This is a genomic window from Pseudomonas sp. S2_A02, from assembly GCF_054668495.1.
Genome location: NZ_CP162776.1, coordinates 5,052,475 through 5,077,006 on the forward strand (window position 1 = coordinate 5,052,475; position 24,532 = coordinate 5,077,006).

General features: G+C 59.7%; 21 protein-coding genes and 2 pseudogenes. 10 read left to right on the plus strand and 13 right to left on the minus strand.

Annotated features, from left to right (window positions below):
- Nucleotides 1-23: 23 nt before the first annotated feature.
- The 6 genes from AB4O41_RS23125 to metG all read right to left on the minus strand — a co-directional run bounded on the left by AB4O41_RS23125 (nt 24) and on the right by metG (nt 5,962).
- A complete protein-coding gene (locus AB4O41_RS23125) occupies nt 24-614 on the minus strand; it encodes an Rnf-Nqr domain containing protein (protein ID WP_460144825.1) in 591 nt (196 codons plus the stop codon).
- Nucleotides 607-1,218 (minus strand): RnfABCDGE type electron transport complex subunit G, encoded by a 612-nt coding sequence (locus AB4O41_RS23130; protein ID WP_460144826.1) that lies wholly within the window; start codon nt 1,216-1,218, stop codon nt 607-609. The genes AB4O41_RS23125 and AB4O41_RS23130 overlap by 8 nt, the downstream gene beginning before the upstream one ends.
- The gene (locus tag AB4O41_RS23135) at nt 1,218-2,207 is read right to left on the minus strand and encodes an RnfABCDGE type electron transport complex subunit D (protein ID WP_460144827.1); all 990 of its coding nucleotides are present in this window, start codon (nt 2,205-2,207) and stop codon (nt 1,218-1,220) included. Before AB4O41_RS23135 ends, AB4O41_RS23130 begins: the two co-directional genes overlap by 1 nt.
- Nucleotides 2,194-3,201, minus strand: a complete 1,008-nt coding sequence (gene rsxB / locus AB4O41_RS23140; RefSeq protein WP_460144828.1) for an electron transport complex subunit RsxB — start codon at nt 3,199-3,201, stop codon at nt 2,194-2,196. The genes AB4O41_RS23135 and rsxB overlap by 14 nt, the downstream gene beginning before the upstream one ends.
- Nucleotides 3,198-3,767: an Rnf-Nqr domain containing protein gene (locus AB4O41_RS23145; protein WP_460144829.1), complete on the minus strand. Its 570-nt coding sequence runs from the start codon at nt 3,765-3,767 to the stop codon at nt 3,198-3,200. The genes rsxB and AB4O41_RS23145 overlap by 4 nt, the downstream gene beginning before the upstream one ends.
- A gap of 143 nt (nt 3,768-3,910) precedes the next feature.
- Entirely contained in the window at nt 3,911-5,962 is a 2,052-nt protein-coding gene (gene metG / locus AB4O41_RS23150) for a methionine--tRNA ligase (RefSeq protein WP_460144830.1), read from the minus strand.
- Between the two features lie 366 nt (nt 5,963-6,328).
- Here metG and apbC point away from each other — a divergent pair, with 366 nt between their 5' ends.
- A complete protein-coding gene (gene apbC, locus AB4O41_RS23155; RefSeq protein ID WP_008069516.1) occupies nt 6,329-7,423 on the plus strand; it encodes an iron-sulfur cluster carrier protein ApbC in 1,095 nt (364 codons plus the stop codon).
- 108 nt (nt 7,424-7,531) lie between these two features.
- On the opposite strand, the gene AB4O41_RS23160 is transcribed toward apbC, so the two are convergent.
- Nucleotides 7,532-8,290, minus strand: coding sequence for an SDR family oxidoreductase (locus AB4O41_RS23160; protein WP_460144831.1), 759 nt, complete (start codon nt 8,288-8,290; stop codon nt 7,532-7,534).
- A gap of 163 nt (nt 8,291-8,453) precedes the next feature.
- Between AB4O41_RS23160 and AB4O41_RS23165 the strand changes: the two genes are divergently transcribed.
- From AB4O41_RS23165 to groL, 4 genes are all read left to right on the plus strand, one after another.
- Nucleotides 8,454-9,185, plus strand: a complete 732-nt coding sequence (locus AB4O41_RS23165; protein ID WP_460144832.1) for a HugZ family pyridoxamine 5'-phosphate oxidase — start codon at nt 8,454-8,456, stop codon at nt 9,183-9,185.
- 66 nt (nt 9,186-9,251) lie between these two features.
- Entirely contained in the window at nt 9,252-9,728 is a 477-nt protein-coding gene (locus AB4O41_RS23170; RefSeq protein WP_038981886.1) for an FxsA family protein, read from the plus strand.
- Between the two features lie 247 nt (nt 9,729-9,975).
- Nucleotides 9,976-10,269 (plus strand): co-chaperone GroES, encoded by a 294-nt coding sequence (locus AB4O41_RS23175; protein WP_030128183.1) that lies wholly within the window; start codon nt 9,976-9,978, stop codon nt 10,267-10,269.
- A gap of 49 nt (nt 10,270-10,318) precedes the next feature.
- Nucleotides 10,319-11,962, plus strand: a complete 1,644-nt coding sequence (gene groL / locus AB4O41_RS23180; protein WP_074874047.1) for a chaperonin GroEL — start codon at nt 10,319-10,321, stop codon at nt 11,960-11,962.
- Nucleotides 11,963-12,136: 174 nt separating this feature from the next.
- On the opposite strand, the gene AB4O41_RS23185 is transcribed toward groL, so the two are convergent.
- Nucleotides 12,137-12,880, minus strand: coding sequence for a phosphatase PAP2 family protein (locus AB4O41_RS23185; protein WP_460144833.1), 744 nt, complete (start codon nt 12,878-12,880; stop codon nt 12,137-12,139).
- Between the two features lie 214 nt (nt 12,881-13,094).
- Here AB4O41_RS23185 and colR point away from each other — a divergent pair, with 214 nt between their 5' ends.
- The 5 genes and pseudogenes from colR to AB4O41_RS23210 all read left to right on the plus strand — a co-directional run bounded on the left by colR (nt 13,095) and on the right by AB4O41_RS23210 (nt 16,339).
- Nucleotides 13,095-13,778, plus strand: coding sequence for a two-component system response regulator ColR (gene colR / locus AB4O41_RS23190; protein ID WP_123358022.1), 684 nt, complete (start codon nt 13,095-13,097; stop codon nt 13,776-13,778).
- Nucleotides 13,768-15,048 carry a sensor histidine kinase gene (locus AB4O41_RS23195; RefSeq protein ID WP_460144834.1) on the plus strand — a complete coding sequence of 427 codons (1,281 nt, stop codon included), beginning with the start codon at nt 13,768-13,770 and terminating at the stop codon, nt 15,046-15,048. Before colR ends, AB4O41_RS23195 begins: the two co-directional genes overlap by 11 nt.
- A 196-nt stretch (nt 15,049-15,244) precedes the next feature.
- A complete protein-coding gene (locus AB4O41_RS23200; protein WP_460144835.1) occupies nt 15,245-15,916 on the plus strand; it encodes a class I SAM-dependent methyltransferase in 672 nt (223 codons plus the stop codon).
- Nucleotides 15,917-16,022: 106 nt separating this feature from the next.
- A pseudogene (locus AB4O41_RS23205) lies at nt 16,023-16,115 on the plus strand (lipopolysaccharide kinase InaA family protein); the annotation flags it as partial.
- Nucleotides 16,112-16,339 carry a hypothetical protein gene (locus AB4O41_RS23210; RefSeq protein ID WP_460144836.1) on the plus strand — a complete coding sequence of 76 codons (228 nt, stop codon included), beginning with the start codon at nt 16,112-16,114 and terminating at the stop codon, nt 16,337-16,339. The pseudogene AB4O41_RS23205 and the gene AB4O41_RS23210, both read left to right, overlap by 4 nt.
- Nucleotides 16,340-16,520: 181 nt before the next feature.
- On the opposite strand, the pseudogene AB4O41_RS23215 reads toward AB4O41_RS23210, so the two are convergent.
- The 5 genes and pseudogenes from AB4O41_RS23215 to AB4O41_RS23235 form a co-directional block, all read right to left on the minus strand.
- Nucleotides 16,521-19,546, minus strand: a pseudogene (locus AB4O41_RS23215) (multidrug efflux RND transporter permease subunit).
- Between the two features lie 13 nt (nt 19,547-19,559).
- Entirely contained in the window at nt 19,560-20,708 is a 1,149-nt protein-coding gene (locus AB4O41_RS23220) for an efflux RND transporter periplasmic adaptor subunit (RefSeq protein ID WP_460144837.1), read from the minus strand.
- 169 nt (nt 20,709-20,877) lie between these two features.
- Nucleotides 20,878-21,978 (minus strand): DUF1513 domain-containing protein, encoded by a 1,101-nt coding sequence (locus tag AB4O41_RS23225; protein WP_460144838.1) that lies wholly within the window; start codon nt 21,976-21,978, stop codon nt 20,878-20,880.
- A gap of 14 nt (nt 21,979-21,992) precedes the next feature.
- Nucleotides 21,993-23,057 carry an imelysin family protein gene (locus AB4O41_RS23230; protein WP_460144839.1) on the minus strand — a complete coding sequence of 355 codons (1,065 nt, stop codon included), beginning with the start codon at nt 23,055-23,057 and terminating at the stop codon, nt 21,993-21,995.
- 27 nt (nt 23,058-23,084) lie between these two features.
- Complete coding sequence (locus AB4O41_RS23235) at nt 23,085-24,512, minus strand: di-heme oxidoreductase family protein (RefSeq protein WP_460144840.1); 1,428 nt, start codon at nt 24,510-24,512, stop codon at nt 23,085-23,087.
- Nucleotides 24,513-24,532 lie beyond the last annotated feature (20 nt).

Below are 24,532 nucleotides of genomic sequence, written 5' to 3' on the forward strand. Positions count from 1 at the left end.
GCGATGCGTTTCCTCGAAGGCGGTCAATGTGGGGTAGCCGGGCGGCGGGTCCAGGCTTGATGTGCGGCGATCAGCAGTCCCAGCAGAGTAAACCCGCCAGGGGCCAGTATGGCCAGATGCAGGCCACCGTCGGCGATCAGCGTCCAGCCTTGCCAGTCCGGTTGCGTGGCACCGGCCATCCAGGACAGATGGCTACCGAGAGTCCCGTTGCCGATGAACTCGCGCAGCACACCCAGGCCCACCATCAAGGCGCCGAACAGGCCACACAGACGCAGTCGATCCCGCCGTGGGCTCTGGAAAAAACCGTTGTGTTCCAGCACGACGCATTGCAAGGCGATCAATCCTGCATAGAAACCCAGATGCTGGTGCCATTGAAGCGACCAGGCTTGAATGGCAAGTTCCGCGCAACTGCTCAGCGTGGCAGCCAGCAGCAGGCAGGCCAGCAAATGTGTTGCCGGAATCAGTCGCGAGCGCAAGATGCCCATGCTCGCACCGTAAACACTGAGTACCAGAGCAAACATCAGCCACAGGCCCAGGGCCGTTACCAATGAATCAGTGACGCCGATCAGCGGCGTAAGCATCAGCGAGTTCTGCAGGGTCGATGACTTATTCATGGGCGCTGCTCCCGATCAGCGATTGCCGGTGTTCATCGAAGTAGCGCAACGCGTCATGGCTGGCATTGATCACCGCTCTTGAGGTGATGGTCGCGCCCGCGATCTGATCGAATTGCCCTTGGTCCTTTTTCAAGGCCCAGCCATTGTCATCGGGGTCGGTTAGCGACTTGCCGGTAAACACCTGAAGCCAGGCATTGGGCCAGTCGGCGAGCTTGCCTCCCAGCCCCGGGGTTTCCGATTGCTTGAGGGTTTTGACCCCCACTAACTTGCCCTGGGGGTCGATGGCGATCAGCAAGTCGATGGCGCCGACGTAGCCCAGTGTCTGGCTGCGCAGCAACATAGCGCTCGGTTGGCCGGCCTTGGAGGCCAGGTAGCCCCCCAACAGTGTGCTGTTGGCCAGGCGAGTGCTTTCGAGGCTGAGGGGGTGTTCCAGTGGCTGATTGTCGTAGCTGTCGGGCGGCAGCAGATCCAGTAACTGACGGCTGTCGATCAGGCGTTGTTCGGCGGCAATGCGCGCGGCGCTGGTGTGCTGCACGAGGTAAGTCGCGCCCATCCCCAGGCCTGCCAGCACTAGCAGGATCACAACGCTCGTCGCTCGGTTCATCAGGCAACCTGCTCCTGTCTGGACGCGGCAAACCGTTCCAGCGCTGGTACACAGAGGTTCATCAGCAAAACCGCAAAGGCCACGCCATCCGGATACCCGCCCCACGTCCGAATCAGGTAAGTCAGTAACCCCACGCCTGCGCCGAACAGTAAGCGGGCAGTGGGGCTTTTCGCACCGGATATTGGTTCTGTCACGATGAAGAAGGCACCGAGCATGCTCGCGCCGGTGAGCAGATGAAACAGTGGCGAGCCATGAGAGTCGGAGCCCGTACCGTTCCAGCACAACAGGCTGATGATGAACAGGCTGGCGAGCATGCCGACCGGTGCATGCCAGCTGAATACCCGCCGCTGTAGCAGAAACGCACCGCCGGCCAGAAACGCCAGGTTGACCCATTCCACGCCTCTGCCGCCAAAATGGCCGAATGCCGGATGGCCGGCGAACAGTTCTTCCATGGTCAGGCTTTTGTTGATTCGCAGACTGTCCAGCGCCGTGGCCTGGGCCCACGCATCGGGTGTCTGACCGAAGCTGAAGCCGAGCACCTGTTGCAACCCACCGAACAAATCCATGCCATGGGATGCCGGCCAATGGGTCATTTGCAGGGGAAACATCACCAGAACCAGCGCGAAACCGAGCATCGCCGGATTGAACGGATTCTTGCCGACGCCGCCATACAAGTGCTTGCCGAAAAACAGTCCGAGCGCCGCAGCACTGACTGTCAGCCACCACGGGCAATAAGGTGGCAAGGCCAGTGCCAACAGCGTCGCACTGACCAGCGCACTGCCGTCGCTTAATGTCGGTTTCAAGGGTTGCTTGCGCAACTGCAACACCGCCGCTTCCACGGCCAGTGCAGTAGCCGCCGTCAGAATCAGGTTGATCAATACGCCCCAGCCGTACAGCCAAAACAACATCAGCATCCCCGGCACAGTGGCCAGCAATACCAGCTTCATGGCTTGCTGAAGGCGTTCGTCCACCGATTCAAGGGGTGACATAGGCATCCACCTGACGCTCGGCTTCGCTGAGCGCATGTTGCAACGCTTCGATCTGTTCGGCCGGCGCTTGGCTTGTTTGGGCTTTCTTGAGTTCGGCGCGGCGCATGGCCAATTGGATCTTCGCCCGTTTCAACTCGGCATCTTTTGTCGGGGCAGGTGGCGCAGAGACCGGCGGTGCGCTGATCTCCAGTTGCGCCAGCGCCTGTTCGGCGGCTTCGAACTGCTGTTGCAGCACGATCAGTTGCGATTGCTGTTCGAAGGTTGGCGGATGCCCGAAGGCCTTGAGCGATTTGTTCAGCTGCGCCCGACTCATCGCCAGATCGACCTTGGCCTTTTTCAGTGCCGCATCGGCATTGGCGGCTTTCTGTGCGCGGACGCGCTCAAGTGCAGCTTGAACCGGGTCGAGCGTCACTTCGCTGGGCTGCACAGCACGTTGGGCACGGGCCTGGCGTTCGGCGAGTTTCTGTTGCTCTTCGCGATGCAAACGGGCATTGCGCTGTTCGAAACGGCGTCGCGCGTGATTGCGCTTGGCGGCCCGAGCCTGTTGTTCCTCCAGGCTGAACGCCAGCCCGCCGACAATCGGCAGCACCGTGGCCAGCGGTAACGGATGCATCTCGATGCAATCCACCGGGCAGGGCGCCACGCAGAGGTCGCAACCGGTGCATTCGTCGACGATGACCGTGTGCATGAATTTCGCCGCGCCGACAATGGCGTCGACCGGGCAGGCCTGAATGCACTTGGTGCAGCCGATGCATTCGGCTTCACGGATGTAAGCGATCTGCGCCGGTGCCGAACCGCGACTGACGTCCAGTTCCAGCACCGGCACTTTCAGCAGGTCGGCCAGGGCCGCGATGGTTTCGCTGCCACCGGGTGGGCACTTGTTGATCGGTTCGCCGCTGGCAATGCCTTCGGCGTAGGGTTTGCATCCGGGGTGGCCACACTTGCCGCATTGGGTCTGCGGCAATAGGGCGTCGATGCGTTGAATCAGACTCATGTTTTGATCAGCCCGCTGAATCCGAGAAAAACCACCGCGATCAATCCGGCGCCGATCAATTCGATCGGCAGTCCACGAAAAGGCAGGGGGATATCGTTATCGAGTGTGCGCTGGCGCAAGTCGCTGAACAGACTCAGCACCAGCCAGAAACCCAGCCCGGCGCCAAGGCTCAGGGCTATGGCGTGGAAAATTCCCTTGTCGTCTTGAGCGTTGAGCAACGTCAGCCCAAGCACCCCAGCATTCCCCAGCAGCAGGGGCCAGAGGCCATCGAATGAAAGTTTCGCCAATAACCGTGAAAGCAGCTTCAGCAGCGGGCCGATCAGCAGAACGCTCAACGGCAGGAACACGAACAGACGCAGCGACGTCAGCCCCAGCGGCCCCAATAGCCAGTGATAGAGCGCATAGCCAAGTGTGCCGACGATCAGCATCAGACACGTTGTCGCGATGCCCAGCGCGTGGACCTGCGGCCGCTCGCTGCCCAGCACCGGATCGACGCCCAGTGGCCAGTGCAACACGAGGTTGTTGATCAGGGCGGCGCTGATAAGCGTAAAAAGCAGTTCGGTCATGATCGTGCCGGTAAGGACAGGGCTTTCTTAAAGGCTCTCTAAAAAGAGATTAGGCATTATCCGGCAAGGAAGGAGGGTGGGCCAGACATGAAAATCCCACAGTCGCGCCGGGCACGACTGTGGGATCGGTTTACCGCAGAACTTTACTTGATACGCTGACCCGGCTTGGCGCCGCTGTCGGGGCTCAGCAGGTAGATTTCTTCCCCGCCAGGACCTGCCGCCATCACCATGCCTTCGGAGATCCCGAATTTCATTTTGCGGGGCTTGAGGTTGGCGATCATCATGGTCAGGCGACCATTGAGCTTGGACGGGTCCGGGTAAGCGCTCTTGATCCCGGAGAACACGTTGCGTTGCTCGTCACCGATGTCCAGGGTCAGGCGCAGCAGCTTGTCGGCGCCTTCCACGGCTTCGGCTTTAACGATCAGCGCCACGCGCAGGTCTACAGCGGCGAAGGTGTCGAACTCGATCTCTGGCGACAGCGGATCCTTGGCCAGTTCACCATTGCCGGCAGGTGCTGCTTGGCCGGTGTCGGTTGCGCTGGCGGTCAGGTCTTCTTTCGAGGCGTCGGTCATGGCTTGTACTTTTACCGGGTCGATGCGGGTCATCAACGGCTTGAACTCGTTCAACTGATGATTGCTGAGCAAGGTGGCGTGGTCGTTCCAGGTCAGCGGTGCGACGTTCAGGAATGCCTCGGCATCGGCGGCCAGCAGCGGTAGTACCGGTTTGAGGAAAATCACCAGCTGGCGGAACAGGTTGATGCCCAAGGCGCAAATGGCCTGGACTTCATCCTGCTTGCCTTCCTGTTTGTTCAGCGACCACGGCGCCTTGTCGGCGATCCAGGCGTTGGCGCGGTCGGCCAGGCCCATGATTTCGCGCATGGCGCGGGCAAAGTCGCGAGCTTCATAGGCTTCGGCAATGCTTGGCGTTGCGGCCAGGAAGGCATCGGTCAGTTCCGGCGCGGCGTTGCCGGCCACCAGTACTCCGGCGTTGCCTTTCTGGATGAATCCTGCGCAACGGCTGGCGATGTTGACGACTTTGCCGACCAGGTCGGAATTGACCTTCTGCACGAAGTCTTCGAGGTTCAGGTCCAGGTCGTCGACGCCACGGCTCAGCTTGGCGGCGTAGTAGTAGCGCAGGTATTCCGGCGACAGGTGATCCAGATAAGTCCGCGCCTTGACGAACGTGCCGCGGGACTTGGACATCTTCTGGCCGTTGACGGTCAGGTAGCCGTGCACGTTGATGCCAGTCGGTTTGCGGAAACCGGCGCCTTCGAGCATGGCGGGCCAGAACAGGGCGTGGAAGTTGACGATGTCCTTGCCGATGAAATGGTACAGCTCGGCGGTGGAATCCTTGCCCCAGAATGCGTCGAAGTCCAGTTCTGGGCGGCGGGCGCAGAGGTTCTTGAAGCTGGCCATGTAGCCGATTGGTGCGTCCAGCCATACGTAGAAATATTTGCCTGGCTCGTCGGGAATCTCGAAGCCGAAGTACGGCGCATCGCGGGAGATGTCCCACTGTTGCAGGCCGGCATCCAGCCATTCGGCGATCTTGTTGGCCACGGCTTCTTGCAACGTGCCGCTGCGGGTCCAGGCTTGCAGCATTTCCTGGAAGTCCGGCAGCTTGAAGAAAAAGTGCTGGGAATCCTTGAGCACCGGCGTGGCGCCGGAGATTGCCGACTTCGGATCCTTCAGATCGGTCGGCGCGTAGGTCGCACCGCATTTTTCGCAGTTGTCGCCGTATTGGTCTTCGGTGCCGCATTTCGGGCAGGTGCCTTTGATGAAGCGGTCGGCCAGGAACATTTTCTTTTCCGGGTCGAAGTACTGAGTGATCGAGCGCGTGGCGATGTGCCCGGCGTCGCGCAGCTTCAGGTAGATCTGGCTCGACAGCTCACGGTTTTCTTCGGCGTGAGTGGAGTGGAAGTTGTCGAAATCCACCAGGAACTCGGCAAAGTCGGCGCTGTGTTCAGCCTGGACGTTGGCGATCAGTTGTTCCGGGGTGATGCCTTCCTTTTCCGCGCGCAGCATGATGGCCGAACCGTGGGCGTCGTCGGCGCAGACATAAATGCATTGGTTACCGCGATGCTTCTGGAAGCGCACCCACATATCGGTCTGGATGTATTCCAGCATATGGCCGAGGTGGATCGAACCATTGGCATAGGGCAGGGCGCTGGTGACGAGGATCTTGCGTGGCTCGGACATGGGGCTCGGCTACTTGATGAAACGGAGGTCGGCCACTATAAAGCGCCAGCGCATATTTTTCACCCTTCGGGCCTGTTTCCGGATGCATCGACCCTGAAAAAGGGGGCGATGAGTTTGCCGGGTGCTAGAGGGCTTTTGTGGCGAGGGAGCTTGCTCCCGCTGGGTGGCGAAGCCGCCCCACCCCTGCAACCCGGTTCCGACAGAAGGATTGCGTCAACGTGATTACGACTGCTGCACAGCCGAGCGGGAGCGAGCTCCCTCGCCACAGGGATATGTTTGCCACAAATCATCGTGGGGCATGCCGTCTATGATGTAGAACGGTTAGGATACCCGCCTGATTTTCCAGTCTTGCTATCGGAGTTGCCCATGAGCGCCGTCAATCGCGCAGCGGTGGAAGCCGTCCTTCGCCAGTACACCGACCCTTACCTGAACCAGGATCCGGTCAGCGCCGGATGCGTGCGCAGCATCGACATCCAGGGTGATCGCGTCAGCGTCCAGCTGGAGCTGGGTTATGCCGCCGGTTTGTTCAAGAGCGGCTGGGCGCAATTGCTGCAACTGGCCATCGAAGGCCTGGACGGCGTCGTCACCGCGCGCGTCGAGATCACCAGCGTGATCGCCGCGCACAAGGCTCAGGCTCAGATTCCAGGCTTGGCCAACGTCAAGAACGTCGTGGCCGTGGCATCCGGCAAGGGCGGTGTGGGCAAGTCCACCACGGCTGCCAACCTGGCCCTGGCGCTGGCCCGTGAAGGCGCCAAGGTCGGAATTCTCGACGCGGACATCTACGGCCCGAGCCAGGGCATCATGTTCGGCATCCCTGAAGGCACCCGACCAAAGGTCAAGGATCAGAAGTGGTTCATTCCGATTGAATCCCATGGTGTCGAAGTGATGTCCATGGCCTTCCTGACCGACGACAACACGCCGATGGTCTGGCGCGGGCCGATGGTGTCCGGCGCCCTGTTGCAACTGGTCACGCAAACAGCTTGGGGCGACCTGGATTATCTGGTTATCGACATGCCGCCAGGCACCGGCGATATCCAGTTGACCCTGGCGCAGAAAGTCCCGGTGGCCGGTGCGGTCATCGTGACCACCCCGCAGGATCTGGCATTGCTGGACGCGCGCAAGGGCGTGGAAATGTTCCGCAAGGTCAACATCCCGGTGCTGGGAGTGGTGGAAAACATGGCCGTGCACATCTGCTCCAACTGCGGGCATGCCGAGCATCTGTTCGGAGAGGGCGGCGGTGTGAAGCTGGCCAACCAGTATGGTGTCGAACTGTTGGCTTCATTGCCACTGTCGATGCTGATTCGCGAACAGGCCGATGGCGGCAAGCCAACGGTGATCGCCGAGCCCGACAGCCAGATTGCGATGGTTTACCAGGAGCTGGCCCGCCATGTCGGCGCGCGGATTGTGTTGCAGGAAGCGGCAACGCCGGCGATGCCGAACATTACCGTCAGCGACGACTGATTCGCTGAAAAGATCGCAGCCTCGCTTCGCTCGACAGCTCCTACATGGATAGGCTTACACCTGTAGGAGCTGTCGAGCGAAGCGAGGCTGCGATCTTTTGATCTTGCTTTAAATCCGCAACCCGCCATCCAATTCCAGAATCCGACCGGTGTAGTAGTCGTTCTCGAAAATGTAGGCCGCCGACTGAGCGATCTCTTCAGGTTTGCCCATGCGCTTGAGCGGAATCGCGGAGGTCATTTTCTCCAGCGCTTCGGGCTTCATGCTCAGGGTCATCTCGGTTTCGATGAAACCCGGCGCAATGCCCGCCACGCGAATGCCATAACGTGCCAGTTCCTTGGCCCAGGTCACGGTCGCCGCAGCGACACCGGCCTTGGCGGCGGAGTAGTTGGTCTGGCCAATGTTGCCGGCGCGCGAAATCGACGAGATATTGATGATCGTGCCGCTGTTGTTCAGCTCGACCATTTTTGCCGCGACTTCACGGGTGCACAGGAATACGCCGGTCAGATTGACGTCGATGACTGCCTGCCATTGGGCCAGGCTCATCTTGGTCATTTCGCCGTCCTTGACCTTCAGCAGCAGGCCGTCGCGCAAAATGCCGGCGTTGTTGATCAGGCCATGGATCGCGCCGAAATCGTCGGCCACCTGAGCAGCCATGTGGGTCACTTGCTCTTCATCGGCGACGTTGCACAGGTAGGCGCGGGCCTCTACACCCTTGGCCTTGCACGCCGCGACGGTGGCGTCGAGTTTTTCCTGATTCAGGTCCACCAGCGCCAGCTTCGCGCCTTTACCCGCAAGATACTCGGCCATCGAGCGGCCTAAACCCTGGCAACCGCCGGTGATAATGATTACTTTGTCAGTGAGTTGCATTCGCATAGCCCCATGGCAGATCGGAGTGGGTTTCCTTCTAGAGGGCCTCTCGATCTGAGCCTGATGATGGCCTGGCTGCACATGAGAACTGCCCTATGGCGTGCTGGAACTTTTACCCAGGCGCCTGTCCGTTTTTGACGGATTCTAAATAAGGAGTCATAAATTGAGCGTTGTAGTGGCTAAGCATGCCCGAGAATTGCTTCTCAAGGAATACCGTGGAGTGCTCTCGACGCACTCCAAAGCGATGCCCGGTTTTCCGTTTGGCTCCGTGGTTCCCTACTGCCTGGATGAGCAGGGCCGGCCGCTGATCCTTATCAGCCGCATCGCTCAGCACACTCACAATCTGCAGAAAGATCCGAAATGCTCGCTGCTGGTGGGTGAACGGGAGGCAGAAGACGTACAAGCCGTTGGTCGCCTGACTTACCTCGCCGAGGCAGAAAAGCTGCAAGACACCGCTGCCATCGAGGCAGCAGCCGAGCGTTACTACCGTTATTTCCCCGATTCGCAGAACTATCACAAGGCCCATGATTTCGATTTCTGGGTACTCAACGAGGTACGTCACCGCTACATCGGCGGTTTCGGTGCAATCCACTGGATCGATCAGTTGACCCTCGCCAACCCGTTCGCTGGCAAAGCCGAAGTCAGCATGGTCGAGCACATGAACGCCGATCACGCCAAAGCCATCGCCCACTACGTCGAACTGGCGGGCCTGCCGAAAACCGCCCCGGCTCAATTGACCGGCATCGACTCTGAAGGCATGCATCTGCGCATCGGTCAGGGACTCTATTGGCTACCGTTTCAAACGCCTTGTAATACGCCGACACAAGTCCGGGAAGCCTTGGTTTTCCTGGCTCACGCCGAGCATTGGCCGAAAAATGAAGTGGCCGACGCTTGAATTCACGAAACGGCGACGTCATCTAGGGAAGACTGGCAAGGCATTCTTGCGTTGAGGAACCATTTGATGCGCCCTTTTTTATTGCTCTTTGTACTGTTCCCGGTGTTGGAGCTGTTCGTATTCGTCAAGGTTAGCGGGGCGATCGGGTTTTTCCCGGCCCTGCTGCTGATCATTCTCGGCTCGATGCTCGGCGTGTTCGTGCTGCGTATCGCCGGTCTGGCAACTGCACTGCGCGCCCGTGAAAGCCTGAACCGCGGCGAGCTGCCGGCTCAGACCATGCTCGAAGGCCTGATGCTGGCCCTGGCGGGCGGTTTGTTGATCCTGCCGGGCTTCGTCACCGACGTGCTGGGTTTGATCATGTTGCTGCCGATCTCTCGTCGACTGCTGGCCAACAAAATGCGTCTGCGCGCCGAGGAACAAGCGATGCGTCAGCGTGCGTTTGCCGATGACCTTCAGCCACGGGGCGGTCCTGCTCCGCAGCAGCCACTGGGCCGTGAGCCCAATGTGATCGAAGGCGAGTTCGAACACCGCGATTCCAAGTAACACTTCCATCGACACGGCACCTTCGGGTGCCGTGTTCATTTTCAGGGCATTGAGATAAAAATTTTTCGCGCCCCGCCCTTGAAATAAGCTTGTGCGCCCTTATGTAACGGTCACCGCAAGGTTTCTGGCAATTGCGCCAGACAGACTTCCGCGGTTCGCTCGACGAACCGCACCCGGCGCCGCCGGATTTGTTAAACCCGCCGGGATTACACCGGCCGATGAAAACCACAATTAGGAGAGATCGACAATGAAGCTTCGTCCTCTGCATGACCGCGTCGTCGTCCGTCGCAGCGAAGAAGAAAAGAAAACCGCTGGCGGTATCGTCCTGCCAGGTTCGGCTGCTGAAAAGCCAAACCAGGGTGAAGTCCTCGCCGTAGGCCCAGGCAAAGCACTGGACAGCGGTGAAGTGCGTGCGCTGGCCGTGAAAGTGGGTGACAAGGTTGTGTTTGGCCCTTACTCCGGCAGCAACACTGTGAAAGTTGACGGCGAAGACCTGCTGGTTATTGGCGAAAGCGAGATCCTCGCTGTCATCGAAGGCTGATTCCCCGCTCATTTTCCCGCTACTACAAAGTATTTAAGGAATATCGATCATGGCTGCTAAAGAAGTTAAATTCGGCGATTCCGCCCGCAAGAAAATGCTCGCCGGTGTCAATGTCCTGGCTGACGCAGTAAAAGCGACCCTGGGCCCTAAAGGCCGTAACGTGATCATCGAGAAGAGCTTCGGCGCTCCGACCATCACCAAGGACGGCGTTTCCGTTGCCAAAGAAATCGAGCTGAAAGATCGCTTCGAAAACATGGGCGCGCAGCTGGTCAAAGACGTTGCCTCCCGTGCCAACGATGACGCAGGCGACGGCACCACCACCGCTACCGTTCTGGCTCAATCGATCGTCAACGAAGGCCTGAAAGCCGTCGCTGCCGGCATGAACCCGATGGACCTGAAGCGCGGTATCGACAAAGCGACCATCGCAATCGTCAAAGAGCTGAAAGCCCTGTCCAAGCCTTGCGCTGACACCAAGGCCATCGCTCAGGTCGGTACCATCTCGGCCAACTCCGACAGCTCCATCGGCGACATCATTGCCGAAGCCATGGAAAAAGTCGGTAAAGAAGGCGTGATCACCGTTGAAGAAGGCTCGGGCCTGGAAAACGAACTGTCGGTTGTTGAAGGCATGCAGTTCGACCGTGGCTACCTGTCCCCGTACTTCGTCAACAAGCCAGAGACCATGACTGCCGAGCTGGACGGTCCGCTGATCCTGCTGGTCGACAAAAAGATCTCGAACATCCGCGAAATGCTGCCAGTACTGGAAGCCGTTGCCAAAGCCGGCCGTCCACTGCTGATCGTGGCCGAAGACGTTGAAGGCGAAGCCCTGGCGACTCTGGTTGTGAACAACATGCGCGGTATCGTTAAAGTCGCAGCCGTCAAGGCTCCAGGCTTCGGCGACCGTCGCAAGGCCATGCTGCAGGACATCGCTGTTCTGACTGGCGGTACCGTTATCTCCGAAGAGATCGGCCTGAGCCTGGAAAGCACTACCCTGGAACACCTGGGTAATGCCAAGCGCGTGATCCTGTCCAAAGAAAACACCACCGTGATCGACGGTGCCGGCGTTGAGGCTGACATCCAGGCTCGCGTTCTGCAGATCCGTCAGCAAGTGGCTGATACTTCGTCCGACTACGACCGTGAAAAACTGCAAGAGCGTCTGGCCAAACTGTCCGGCGGCGTTGCAGTGATCAAGGTTGGCGCGGGTTCCGAAGTTGAAATGAAAGAGAAGAAAGCCCGCGTTGAAGACGCCCTGCACGCTACCCGTGCAGCCGTTGAAGAAGGCGTGGTACCTGGCGGCGGCGTGGCACTGGTTCGCGCTCTGCAGGCTATCTCCGAGCTGAAAGGCGACAACGATGACCAGAACGTTGGCATCCAGTTGCTGCGTCGCGCTGTTGAAGCGCCACTGCGCCAGATTGTTGCCAACTCCGGCGACGAGCCAAGCGTAGTTGTCGACAAGGTCAAGCAGGGTTCGGGTAACTACGGTTACAACGCTGCTACCGGCGAATACGGCGACATGATCGAAATGGGTATCCTGGACCCGGCTAAAGTGACTCGTTCGGCTCTGCAAGCGGCTTCGTCGATTGCCAGCCTGATGATCACCACTGAAGCCATGATCGCCGAGATCAAGGACGACGCACCAGCTGGCGGCGGCATGCCAGACATGGGCGGTATGGGCGGCATGGGCGGCATGATGTAAGCCAGCCTCACCCCGTACATAAAAAACCCCGCCTGCGCTAAGCAGGCGGGGTTTTTTATTGCCTTCATTTTTGGTAGGTCTGGAGAACGAGTCGCGGCCATCGCGGGCAAGCCACGCTCCCACAGTGGATTGCGTTGAACCTGTGGGAGCGGGCTTGCCCGCGATGGCGTCGGCTCAGGCGCTGACCGGTTCTACCTCGCTTACCCGTTCAGCCTTGGAGGCCGGTCGATAGAGGATGAAGTAATACGCCCCCAGACAAATCAGCCAGCAGAAAATCGCGGTCCACACGTTGTGCGAAAAGAAATGCGCGCCCTGCATCATCCGGCTGATGGAAAACACCGAGCCCAACGCGAAGGCGAAGACAAACGCCTTGCGCGCCAGACGCGGACGACGGTCGCGCAATACGAAAAACAGCGCAAACAACGTGAAGCCAGTCGCCGCATGACCACCGGGCCAGCAGCGGCCTGGCTTATCGGTGTGCGGGCGAGGGCTGAGCAGTTCGCTGTAGGTTTCGTGCCCGCCGAATTGCTCCAGGCTCCATGGGCATTGCACTGCGGTCACGGCTTTGACCGGAGTGACGAATGACGTTGCCAGCGCCAGAGACAACACCAGGCAACCCAGTTCACGCTTGAACGGTTTGAGCCGGTCCATGAAAAAGGAGCCAATGAAGCCCAGGATGGCGAACACCGAAAAGGCGATGACCAGTTGCTTGGCCCGGTCATGCAGGATGTCTTCCAGGAAGTAACTGTGTCGCCCGATGAACGCCCCGGCGATCGGGTCATAAAACAGCCTGGCAAGGTCCATGTCCAGGGACGTCAGTTCAAGCAACAGCAGAGTGATCGCCGCAATGGCGGGCACTCCCAGACATAGCCATACATTCAGTGGCCTGGAAGCGGGGCGGGCAGCGGTCGAAACCATGGCAAATCCTTGGTGAGTGAAATGTTCTGAAGAGCACAACCGCGGGAGTCTGAACACACTTCTGTCGTCAGCCCGTGAATCGATGGTGAAAAAGTTGTTAAGGCTGTCTCGGGCTTTTCTTCTCAAACTTACCCCTGCACGCCACCCTATCCCTGAGCCACACTTGGCCTTAAGCTGCGCGCCAAGACAGCCGTTGTGTACGAAGGAGGTGCCGATGCGAATTCTATTGGTTGAAGATAACCGCGATATCCTGGCCAATCTGGCCGATTATCTGGGGCTCAAGGGTTACACCGTGGATTGCGCGCAGGACGGTTTGTCGGGCCTGCACCTGGCCGCCACCGAGCATTACGACTTGATCGTGCTCGACATCATGCTGCCCGGCATCGACGGCTACACCCTGTGCAAACGCCTGCGCGAAGACGCCCGCCGCGACACACCGGTGATCATGCTCACCGCCCGCGACCAACTGGACGACCGTTTGCAAGGCTTCAAGTCTGGTGCCGACGACTACCTGATCAAGCCCTTTGCCCTGTCTGAACTGGCAGCGCGTATCGAAGCAGTCATGCGCCGAACCCAAGGAGGCGGTCGCCGATCCTTGCAAGTTGGTGATCTGAGCTACGACCTCGATACGCTGGAAGTGACGCGCGAAGGTCGTCTGCTGAAACTCAACCCTGTGGGCCTGAAGTTGCTGGCCGTGTTGATGCAGAAAAGCCCCCATGTGTTACGCCGTGAGGTGCTCGAAGAGGCTTTGTGGGGGGATGACTGCCCGGACAGCGACAGCTTGCGCAGTCACGTTCATCAACTGCGCCAAGTGATCGACAAACCGTTTGCCAAGCCCTTGCTACATACGGTGCATGGTGTCGGTTATCGCTTGGCCGAGGGCCGTGATGGAGTTTAAGCAGAGCCTTGCTCAACGGATCATCATCGCCTTTGCGTTGATGAGCGCACTGGTGGCGGGGGCCTTCGCCATCGGCATTATAGCGACCGTGCACCTGGTGGAAGAGAAACTGATCTCGGCAGGCCTGGGCGGCGATTTGCAACGTCTGTTGTTGATGGACAGTGTCTCGGACTGGAGCCACCGCCCCGAGCCGGATCAATTGTTCTATTTCAGCGGCGGGCCGGGCGACTTTGACTTGCCCAAGGATTTGCGGCACCTGGACTCGGGCTTTCATGAAGTCTTTCGCGAGCAGCTGTCGTATCACGCGATGGTCGAAGTCGTTGACGGTCGGCGTTACGTGCTATTGCAAGACCAGAGCGATTTTGAAGAGCGTGAGCGGGTGCTGTTTGCTGTGGTGCTGGTGGGCTTCGTGCTGAGTCTGGCACTGGCGGTGTTTCTTGGCTGGGTGCTGGCGCGCAAGGTGATGGCGCCGGTAGTGCGTCTGGCCCGTCAGGTGCGTCATCGCGATCAATTGTTGGGCCTGGCACCGCCACTGGCGCCGGACTATGCCGCTGATGAAGTGGGCGAACTGGCCGTGGCTTTCGACGCCACCCTCGGGCGCTTGCGTCAGGCGTTGACCCGCGAGCGATTGTTCACCAGTGACGTCAGCCATGAGCTGCGCACGCCGTTGATGGTGTTGGCAAGTTCCTGTGAGCTATTGCTGGAAAACCCTGGTATCGATCAGCGCGGTCGTGCCCAGGTCGAGCGAATTGCCCGTGCGTGTGCCGAGATGCGCGAGCTGGTGCAAACCTTCCTGATGCTGGCGCGTGCTCAACATGAAGACGCCAGCATGGCTCCCCAGCAGACCCTGAGCCAGGTAGCCGACGGGCTGCTCAGCCAATGGCGCGAGCCAATCGAAGCCAAAGGCCTGACGCTGAACTTTGAGCCGGGCAATCCGCCGGACACCCGCTATAACGCGACCCTTCTGCATGCGGTGATGGGCAACCTGTTGCGTAATGCGCTGCATTACACCGAGCGTGGATTTATCCGTTTGGCCCTGACGGATACGGGGTTCATGGTCGAGGACAGTGGAGTGGGCATTCCCGAGGAAAAACGCGAGGCGATGTTCGAGCCTTTCGTGCGTGGCAACGAAAAACGCGGCGAAGGGCTGGGGCTGGGGCTGTCGCTGGTGCAGCGGATCTGCGAGAACCAGGGCTGGAGCGTCAGCCTGACGAACATGGAACCCAACGGCTGCCGTTTTCAGGTGGTATTGAGTCCGTCCCCGACTTGATCTGATCTGATCGAAAAACCGAAAAGATCGCAGTCTTCGGCGGTGCCCACAGTCACGAAGGCGGCGATCCTGAATCAGGCCCTGTAAAACCCTGAAATAACTCCGGGTTTACATGACAACTTTTTCACAAACGCACGACCTGACACTGACACCGCACTCCCTAAGATGGTGGTCATCAGAAGTTCAGGAGGCTGTGATGGCTGGTCCGATCAAGGTCGATTTTTCCGAAAAATACGACGATCAAGACGCCCGGAAGTATCTGCGCAAGCATCAGGCTGGTCTCGCCCGTCGACTGTCCCACTGGCGTGATGAACAACTGGCGCGAAAGGCGCTGGCGCTAGCCGGTGAGCCTGGTTTAGTCCTCGATTTGCCGTGCGATGCGGGGCGTTTCTGGCCGCTGCTGGCGGAAAAACACAACCGCATCATCATCGGGGCTGATGATTCGAGGTCCATGTTGAAGACTGCCATGCAGGCGCAACTCGCCGACGTGGCAAAACGGGTACAACCCTTGCACACTTCTGCATTTGACATTGCCTTGCCCGATAACGCTGTCGACAGTATTTTCTGCCTGCGCTTGTTTCATCACATCGGTGAAGCCGAGCATCGGCTGGCCATCCTGCGCGAATTCGAGCGTGTCACCCGTGACAGCGTGATTGTTTCGTTGTGGGTGGACGGCAATTTGAAAGCCTGGACACGCAAGCGCGCCGAGAAAAGGTGTGGGCAGGAGGGTTACCAGAATCGATTTGTGTTACCGGCTGCCACGGTTGAAAACGAATTTGAGCAGGCGGGTTTCAGTATCCAAAAGCAACTGGATTTTTTACCGCTTTTTGCCATGTGGCGTGTCTACGTATTACGCAAGAAGAGGTAACGGGATGGCAGTGCAAGGTGCAACAGAAACGGAAGTCGTTCCCCAGGATTATTTCGACTCCTTCTGGAACCTGAGTGATGAATGGGTAGAAAAAACCGACGTGCCTCGCCACTCGTCGTTCAGCGATACAGAGTGGGAAAAACTCGTCTATTTTTATCAAACGGCGTTTGGCAGCGCTATCAAAGGCTTATATCAATGAAACTCGAAATTGCACGAGGTTTGTTTTTAGCCGGAGCCTTGGCAGTTGCTTCATTGGCGGTGGCGGCCTGGGAGCAGCCCCGTATTCAAGTCCTGAGCTCCGTGCATGGTGACGCGCATTGTCCGTTGCCCCGGGTTGCCAAAGCACCCGTGGCCACTCAACCCGATCATGACTTGTTACTGTTCATGTTCGGACTTTCTCAGGGACTGAGGCCACAGAGTTGAACAGATTGAAGCCCAAATAAAAGGCCTCGCAGATGCGAGGCCTTTTTTGTGTCCGATGGCTCAAGTCTTGCGCGATCCATTGTGGGAGCGAGCCTGCTCGCGATAGCGGTGGCACTGTCAGCATTGAGGTGCCTGATATACCGCTATCGCGAGCAGGCTTGCTCCCACAGGGATATGTTCTTCAGGGCTTATCAGGCTTGGCCAGCAATGTGTAGATGCACGGCAACACGAACAAGGTGAATAGCGTTCCGATCGACATCCCCGTCGCGATCACCGTGCCGATGTCGAACCGACTGACGGCACCCGCACCCGTGGCGATGATCAATGGCACCATGCCGAACACCATTGCCGCCGTGGTCATCAATACCGGACGCAGGCGAATGGCCGCCGCTTCCTCCACCGCTTCGCGAGGCGACAGGCCCTTCTCCTTGCGTAACTGGTTGGCGAACTGAACGATCAGAATCCCGTGCTTGCTGATCAACCCGATCAACGTCACCAACCCCACCTGGGTATAGATGTTCATGCTCGACCAGCCGAGGAACAACGGTATCAACGCGCCACAGATCGACAGCGGCACGGTGACCAGAATCACCAGCGGATCGCGGAAACTTTCGAACTGGGCCGCCAGCACCAGGAAGATGATCGCCAACGCCAGGGCAAAGGTGACCCACAGCGCACTGCCTTCCTGAACGTATTGCCGTGACGCACCGGCATAGTCGACGGCGAATCCCGCCGGCGCTTCTTCGCGAGCGATCTGGCGCACGGTGTCGATGGCTTCACCCATGCTGACCAGTGGAACCCCGGAAAGAATGGCCGAATTGAGTTGCTGGAACTGGTTCAACTGGCGCGGCCGCGCCCGGTCGGTCACGGTGATCAGGGTCGACAGGGGCAGCAACTCGCCCTTTGTGTTCTTGACGTAATAATGGTTCAGCCAGTCGGGATTATCCCGGAAGGGGCGTTCCACCTGCGCAATGACTTTGTAGCTGCGACCTTCGATGGTGAAGCGGTTGATCTCTGCCTCACCCAGCAACGTCGCGAGGGTGCCACCCAGGTCCTGCATCGACACACCCATCTGTGCAGCCTTGGCGCGATCGATATCCACCACGACTTCGGGTTTGTCGAAGGCAAGGTCGACATCGACAAAAGCAAACTTGCCGGACTCCATCGCCCTTTTTTCACCCGGTCCATCACATCCAGCAATGACTCGTAGGTGTTGGCCGAGTTGATCACGAATTGAAACGGCAAGCCTTCGCCGGTGCCCGGCAGGGAAGGCAGGTTGAAGCCGAAAATTTGCAAGCCCGGAATGCTTGCCAGTTTGCCCTGGACCACGGGCAGGATCTGCATTTGGGTCCGCTCGCGTTCGTTCCAGGGTTTGAGCAGGAAGCCGCCGATCCCCGATTGCACGCCGTTGAAACCGTTGATCTGGAACGAGGAGTAGTACTCGGGGAACTCCTTGAAAATCGCGAGGAACTCGTCGGTGTAGGCGTTCAGGTAGTCAAGGTTGGCCGGTTGCGGGGCATTGGCCATCATGAAGATGACGCCCTGGTCTTCGTCCGGCGCCAGTTCCGACTGGGTGAATTTGAGCAGTACCGGAATCAGGCAGAGCACGATTACCGCGAACACCAGCACCACCGGCCGGGTGTTGAGGGTGCCATGAAGCACACTCTGGTAACGGCGCTTGAGGCCTTCGAAGATCACGTCCAGGCGATGGGCCAGGCCGGTAGGGTTTTCATCGTGGCGCAGCAGTAGGGCACACATCATCGGCGACAGCGTCAGGGCTACAACGCCGGAAATTACCACTGCCCCGGCCAGGGTCAGGGCGAACTCCTTGAATAGCGCCCCCGTCAGGCCGGTCAGGAAGCCGATCGGCGCATAGACCGCCGCCAGGGTAATGGTCATCGACACCACCGGCATGGCGATTTCCGCAGCGCCTTCAAGCGCGGCATCCAGCGGCGTCTTGCCTTCTTCGATGTGCCGATGGATGTTTTCCACCACCACGATGGCGTCGTCCACCACCAGCCCGATGGCCAATACCATCGCCAGCAAGGTCAGCAGATTGATCGAGTAACCCATCATCTGCATGAAGAACATCACGCCGATCATCGACAGCGGAATGGTGACCACCGGGATCACCACCGAGCGCAGGGCGCCGAGGAACAGGAACACCACCACGATCACGATCAGCACCGCTTCGAACAGGGTTTTCACCACTTCGTCGATGGAGGCCTGGATGAACAGCGTGGCGTCGTAGGCGATTTCACCTTTCAGGTTCGGCGGCAGCTGAGCTTCCAGCTCCGGCATGATCTTGCGCACTTCCCTGATCACGTCCAGCGGGTTGGCGCCTGGCGTGGCCTTGATGCCGATGTACACCGAGGGCGTGCCACCAAAGGAGCTGACGGAATTGTAGTTCTCCGCGCCCATCTCGACCCGCGCTACGTCCCGCAGCAGTACGCGACTGTCGCCCTCGACCTTGAGCGGAATCGTCCCAAAGGCTTCGGCGGATTTGAGTTCGGTGTTGGCGTTGATGCTGGTGACCACGTACTCGCCTTTCACTTCACCGGCGGCGGAGAGGAAGTTGTACTGGCGCACGGCGTTGGTCACGTCGCTGGCGCTCAGTCCGAAACCGGCAAGTTTCACCGGGTCCAGCCACAGGCGCATGGCGAACACCTGATTGCCGAGAATCTCGGCTTCGGCCATGCCCGGCAAGGTCGCCAGTTTCGGCTGGATGACCCGTGACAGGTAATCGGTGATCTGCGGATTGCTCAACTCGTCGCTGAAGAAACTGATGTACATCAGCGCCGAGGCGTCGGCGGCTTCCTTGCTCAGCACCGGGTCTTCGGCGTCCTGGGGCAGCTGGTTCTTGACCTCGTTGGCCTTGGCCAGCAGTTCGGTAAACAGGCGGTCGCTGTTGGAGCCGATGCGCGCGTAGATCGAGATCACCGAGAAGTTCTGGCGACTGACCGAGGTCATGTAGTCGATGCCCTCGGCACTGGCCAGGCTCTGCTGCATCGGTTGGGTAATGTAACCCTGGATGGTTTCGGCGTTGGCCCCGGGGTAAGCGGTGGTCACCGTGATCAGCGCGTTTTCCATTTGCGGGTATTGGCGCAGCGGCAACTTGCTCCAGGCCTGGAAGCCCAGCAGCACAATCAACAGGCTGACCACGGTGGCGAGCACCGGGCGGCGGATGAACGGGTCGGTAAAAGCCATGGGGATTCCTTGATCAGTCAGCGCGCGGCTGACTGCTCTTCTCGGCTAGGGTCTTGTCGTCGCTGATGGCAATGTGCGCGCCGTGGTCCAGTTTGATCTGGCCCCCCGTGACCACTTTTTCGCCGTTCTGCACGCCTTTGGTGATCATGACCATTCCATCGCGGCGCTCGCCGGTTTCGATGAAGCGCCGCTCGGCGATCAGAATCGGCTCGCCCTTGTCGTCTTTTTCGAGGCTGCCGTCTTCGGCCTTTTTCTGCGCGACGACGTACAGCGAGTTGCCATACAGGGTGTAGGTGATCGCACTTTCCGGCACAACGATGCGTGGCTGCGGATCAGGCAATATCACCTGCAGGCTGGCGAACATCCCCGGCAGCAATTTGTCATCGGGGTTGGCCAGGGTTGCGCGCACTTGCACATTGCGGGTACTGCTCTCGACTTTCGGGTTGATCGCACTGATGGTCCCGGGGAAGTTCTCTGTCGGGTAGGCCGGGACCGTGATCTGTACCGGTTGGCCGAGAGCGATTTTCGGTACGGCCTGTTCGGGCACAAAGAAGTCGACGTAGAGGCTGCTGATGTCTTGCAGGGTGGCGATCATCGTGCCGCTGGCCACGTAGTCGCCAACGTCTACCTGTCGAATGCCGATGGTCCCGCTGAACGGGGCGAGGATGCGTTTTCTTTCCAGTGCCGCCTTGAGTTGATTGACCGTGGCCCGGCTCTTTTGCAACACCGCCGAGAGTCGGTCGAACTCGCCTTTGGAAATAGCCTGGCTGCCCACCAATTGGCTGCCACGTCCGTAATCCAGTTGCGCCAGTCCCAGGTCGGCTTGAGCGGTTGCCAGCAGGGCAGTTTCAACGGCGGTATCGAGTTGCAGGATCGGCTGACCGACCTTGACCTTCTGTCCCGACTCGAACTGCACCTCCTTGACGGTGCCGGCGGTCTCCAGGCTCAGGTCGACCCCTTGCAGCGCCGTGAGGGTGCCGACCGTTGGCAAACGGCTTTGCCACGGACGTTCGGTGGCGGTGGCCACGGCGACACTTATCGGCGGTTTCGGCGCGGAGAAGCCCTGCATCATCGTATAGATGGAGAAGGCTTTGTAACCGGCCAGGACCAGCACGATTAGCAGAACAACACCCAACATGATCAGCATGCGGCGACGCAGCATATTTCCAGTTCCTTGGAGAAAATCAGGTGGTACAGGCGGGAACATTACTCTGAGTGTGAGGGGGATTCCAATGGATGTTTTTTGCGTGATCTTACGAAAAAGATCGCAGCCTGTTTGCGCTCCTACAGGTACGCATTCCCCTGTAGGAGCGCAAACAGGCTGCGATCTTTTAAACCATCAGATGAAGATGGTTGTCCCAGAGTCCCGCAGGCAACTCCAGAGGTTTTGCGACAAGGGTTGTCTGGCGGCAATCATAGTACCGGCATCGTCCTTGACCGGAGGTCACGACAAAACCATCGGCCACGGCGCCGACGCCGGCGCAGTCGGGAAGTGGCGCGTCCAGGCGTACTTCACCGCTGTCCAGGTCCCAGATAAAAAAGCGGTTGCCCCGCGGCGCGGTCAGGGCGACCAGACGCAGTTCGCTGTGCACGGCGACGCTGGCGGTGTAATGCCCCATGGCCTGCAACTGATGCTCGGGCACCGGGAACGCCACGAACGGTTGGCCGGGACGCTTGATCGCCAGCAGCTCCGATGACTCGTGGGCATCGCCCATGAACTGCTGGCCGGCGATGATGGTACCGTCGCTGGCGACGCCCAAATGCCGCACGCTGTTCATCTGCTGGGCCAGTGTTTCCTTGCTCAACAAAGTGCCATCGCGCTGCATCAACACCAGGCTCGGTTCCATCGCGTTGAGGTTCATCTCGACCCGGCTTTCGGCCTCGGTGCGAATGCCACCGTTGGCCACAATCAGTGTCTCGCCATCGGGCATCCACGACACCTGATGCGGGCCGACACCGTGGGTGGAAAGCTCGCCGCTGTGTATCAGCCGCTCACCTTCGAACTTATACACGCCGAGCAGGCCACGGCCCGGATCGGAGGTGTCGTTCTCGGTGGCGTACAACCAGTCGCCGCTCTGGTGAATCACCGCGTGACCATAGAAGTGCCGGTTCGGCTGCGAGACCACGGTTTGCAGCAGCGTGCCGTCGCGCAGGTCGATCAGGTAACTCTCGGTCCCCGGACGCCGAGCGACGAACAGCGCTATCGGCAGCGTCGGGTGGTTGATGATGTCGTGGCAACGCTGGCCGACCTGGGTGGCAAACCCCCGGGTGCCGTCCAGCCGATAACCGACGGCGTAGTGCTTGCCGTCACCGTCGTCACGCGCCGAGAGCAGCAGAGGGCTTTTGTCTTTTTGCTTGAACAGCGTCCAGCCGCCCAGTGTCACCGCACCCAGCAGCAAACTCCCTAACGTCAGAGCCTGGCGTCGCAGCATGGCACTTGCCCTCATCAGTCACCGTCGTTGGCGTTGAAGCCCAGTTGGATGCCCAGCGCCTTGGCCAGCTCGCCTTCGTGCAGGCGATGGACAACGTTGAGGCTGTCGTAGATCGCGTTGAGCTGTTGGCGCCCGGCATCGTCAGTGAGCATGTCGGTCAGTGAGCGCTGGTTGCTGGCGAGCAGTTTCAGGGACGCTGCGTAGGCCGCGTCGATCTTGTCAGCCAAGGGTTTCTGCTCGCTCGGCAACAGACCGCGCAGGCCTTTGTTGTCGACACCGACCCAGACGGTTTGCGCCGCGCTCAGGCTCGCTTCCAGGCTTTTCAGCGAGGATTGGCTGCGCCAGGCATCGGCCTGGAACGGCTGGGGCGTGCCTTTGCTCTGACGGCCCATCGGCGTGCCGAGTTTTTTCTTCAGGGTGTCCAGCGCCGTCACTTGCACGCGCAGCAGATCGGCGATTGCTTCGTGGGAATCGGCATAACGCTGGTTCGGGAATTTGCTCATCTGCGCGAGCATGCCGTCGTTGGTGTTCCAGCGCGACAGGATCTCTTCAGCCAGTTGCTTCTGGCGTTCGCCAATGGCGGCCAGCAGCGGGCAATATTTGGCTTTCTGCGCGGTGTCGGCCATGTCGACTTTGCTGTCGAACAGGATGTATTCGTAGGCAGAGAGGCCTTGCACCACAACGCTGGACTTGGCCAGGGCGGCGGCATCGATCTGCGGTTGCGCGGTGACCAGTTGCTCGACCTGACGGCCCACGAGGTTTTTCTTGTCCGGCCAGAACTGCACCTGCCACGAACGGTTGCCTTCGGCCAACGGCCCGATCAGCAGCGGTTGCAACTCGGCCCAGGCTTTCTGCGCGTGCAGGAAGTCGGCGCGGGCGGTTTCGAGGTTTTCCTTGCCTTGGCAGAAGGCCAGGGCGCTGACCGCCAGTTGCCGGTCGGCTTCGACCCAGCGGCTGTAGGTCGGCAGGATGACTTGCTTGGCGATGGCCGCCGACGTGACCGCTTGCGGGTCCTGGGGCGAACAGGCGCCCAGGGCGAGGGCGGCAAGGCTGGTGAACAACAATTTGGGACGGAACATGTCGGGCTCCCGCTGAAGGAAAACGTATTAAAGGGAATTCAAAAACGCCAGCAACGCCGCACGCTGCTCGGCATTGAAAGATAAAACCTGTTGCTGCGCCGCTTTTGCCTCGCCGCCATGCCAGAGCACGGCTTCGAGCACGTTACGGGCGCGGCCGTCATGCAAAAACTGGGTGTGGCCGCTGACCGCCTGCGTCAGGCCGATGCCCCACAACGGCGGAGTGCGCCAGTCGCGGCCGCTGGCCTGGAATTCGCTGCGGTTATCGGCCAAGCCGTCGCCCATGTCATGCAGCAGCAGGTCGCTGTAAGGGCGAATCACTTGATTGGCCAATTCAGGTTCCGCAGCGTTGGCGGCGGTGGTGTATTTCGGGGTATGGCAGGACTGGCACCCTGCCTGGAAAAACAGATTCTTACCGGCCAGCACTTGCGGCGCGCCGACATCGCGACGGGCCGGCACCGCGAGGTTACGGCTGTAGAACAGCACCAGCCGCAGAATGTTGTCGCTGACTTCCCGCGAGCCATCCGGGCCATTGCCGTTGGGCGCCTGCTTGCAAGCGGTTTGCGCGTCGGTGCAGTCATCAACGGTTCTCAGGCTGGTCGTGAGGCCCATATCACCAGAGAACGCGTGAACGTTTTGTTGATTGAGGTTCGGTTGCCCGGCCTTCCAGCCAAATCGCCCGAGGACGGTTTTCTGCTGCGCGTCGTCCCAGACCCGGTTCGGTCGTCCGGCGATGCCGTTCTTCTCCCGGGACTGAGCCTCGGCGTTAGCCAGAATGGCCTCGTCGGGGATCGCTTCAAGCAAGCCTAGGCCAATCATTGGCGGTGCGATGCGCGCCGAGAAACGCGTATCGGGATGCATCGGGCCGTAGCCGAGTTGGGTGACCTGCAGGGTCGGCTTGCGCAACTCGATTTCGCTGCCGTCCTTGAAACGCACCGGGACCGACGTGTAATCGACGCGCACCTTGCCTTCCGGGACGACGCCGGGCACCGACATGTCCTGGAACTGCCCGCCATAGACAGGCTCCGGAACCACACCCAGTTGTTCGATGACTTTGGCGTAGGCCGGCGCATCAGGGATCGACAGACGCACCAGCATCGACACCGCATTCGGCGCATCGGGCGCGGGCGGGTGACCGCGCCCGTCCTTGATGTGGCAGTTCTGGCAGGCATTGGTGTTGAACAACGGGCCAAGGCCATCGCGGGCGGTGGTGGTCGATGGGGCAATCACCCAAGGGCTGCGAAAGAAACTGTTGCCGACACTGAAATCGACGCGCCGTGACGGTGGCAGATTGGCGGACGGCAGGGAGAATGCGTTTTGATCGGTCTTGCGCACCGTCGCACTGCCGCCGGAGCGGGCTTCACCGGGTTCGGCCTGGGTAAAACGCGGGGCGTCATCGCAGGCACTCAGGCCCAGGGCCAGCAACAGAGCGGACAAGCGAAGAGGCAGCGAGGGCATCGGATATCCTGCAAGAGGAG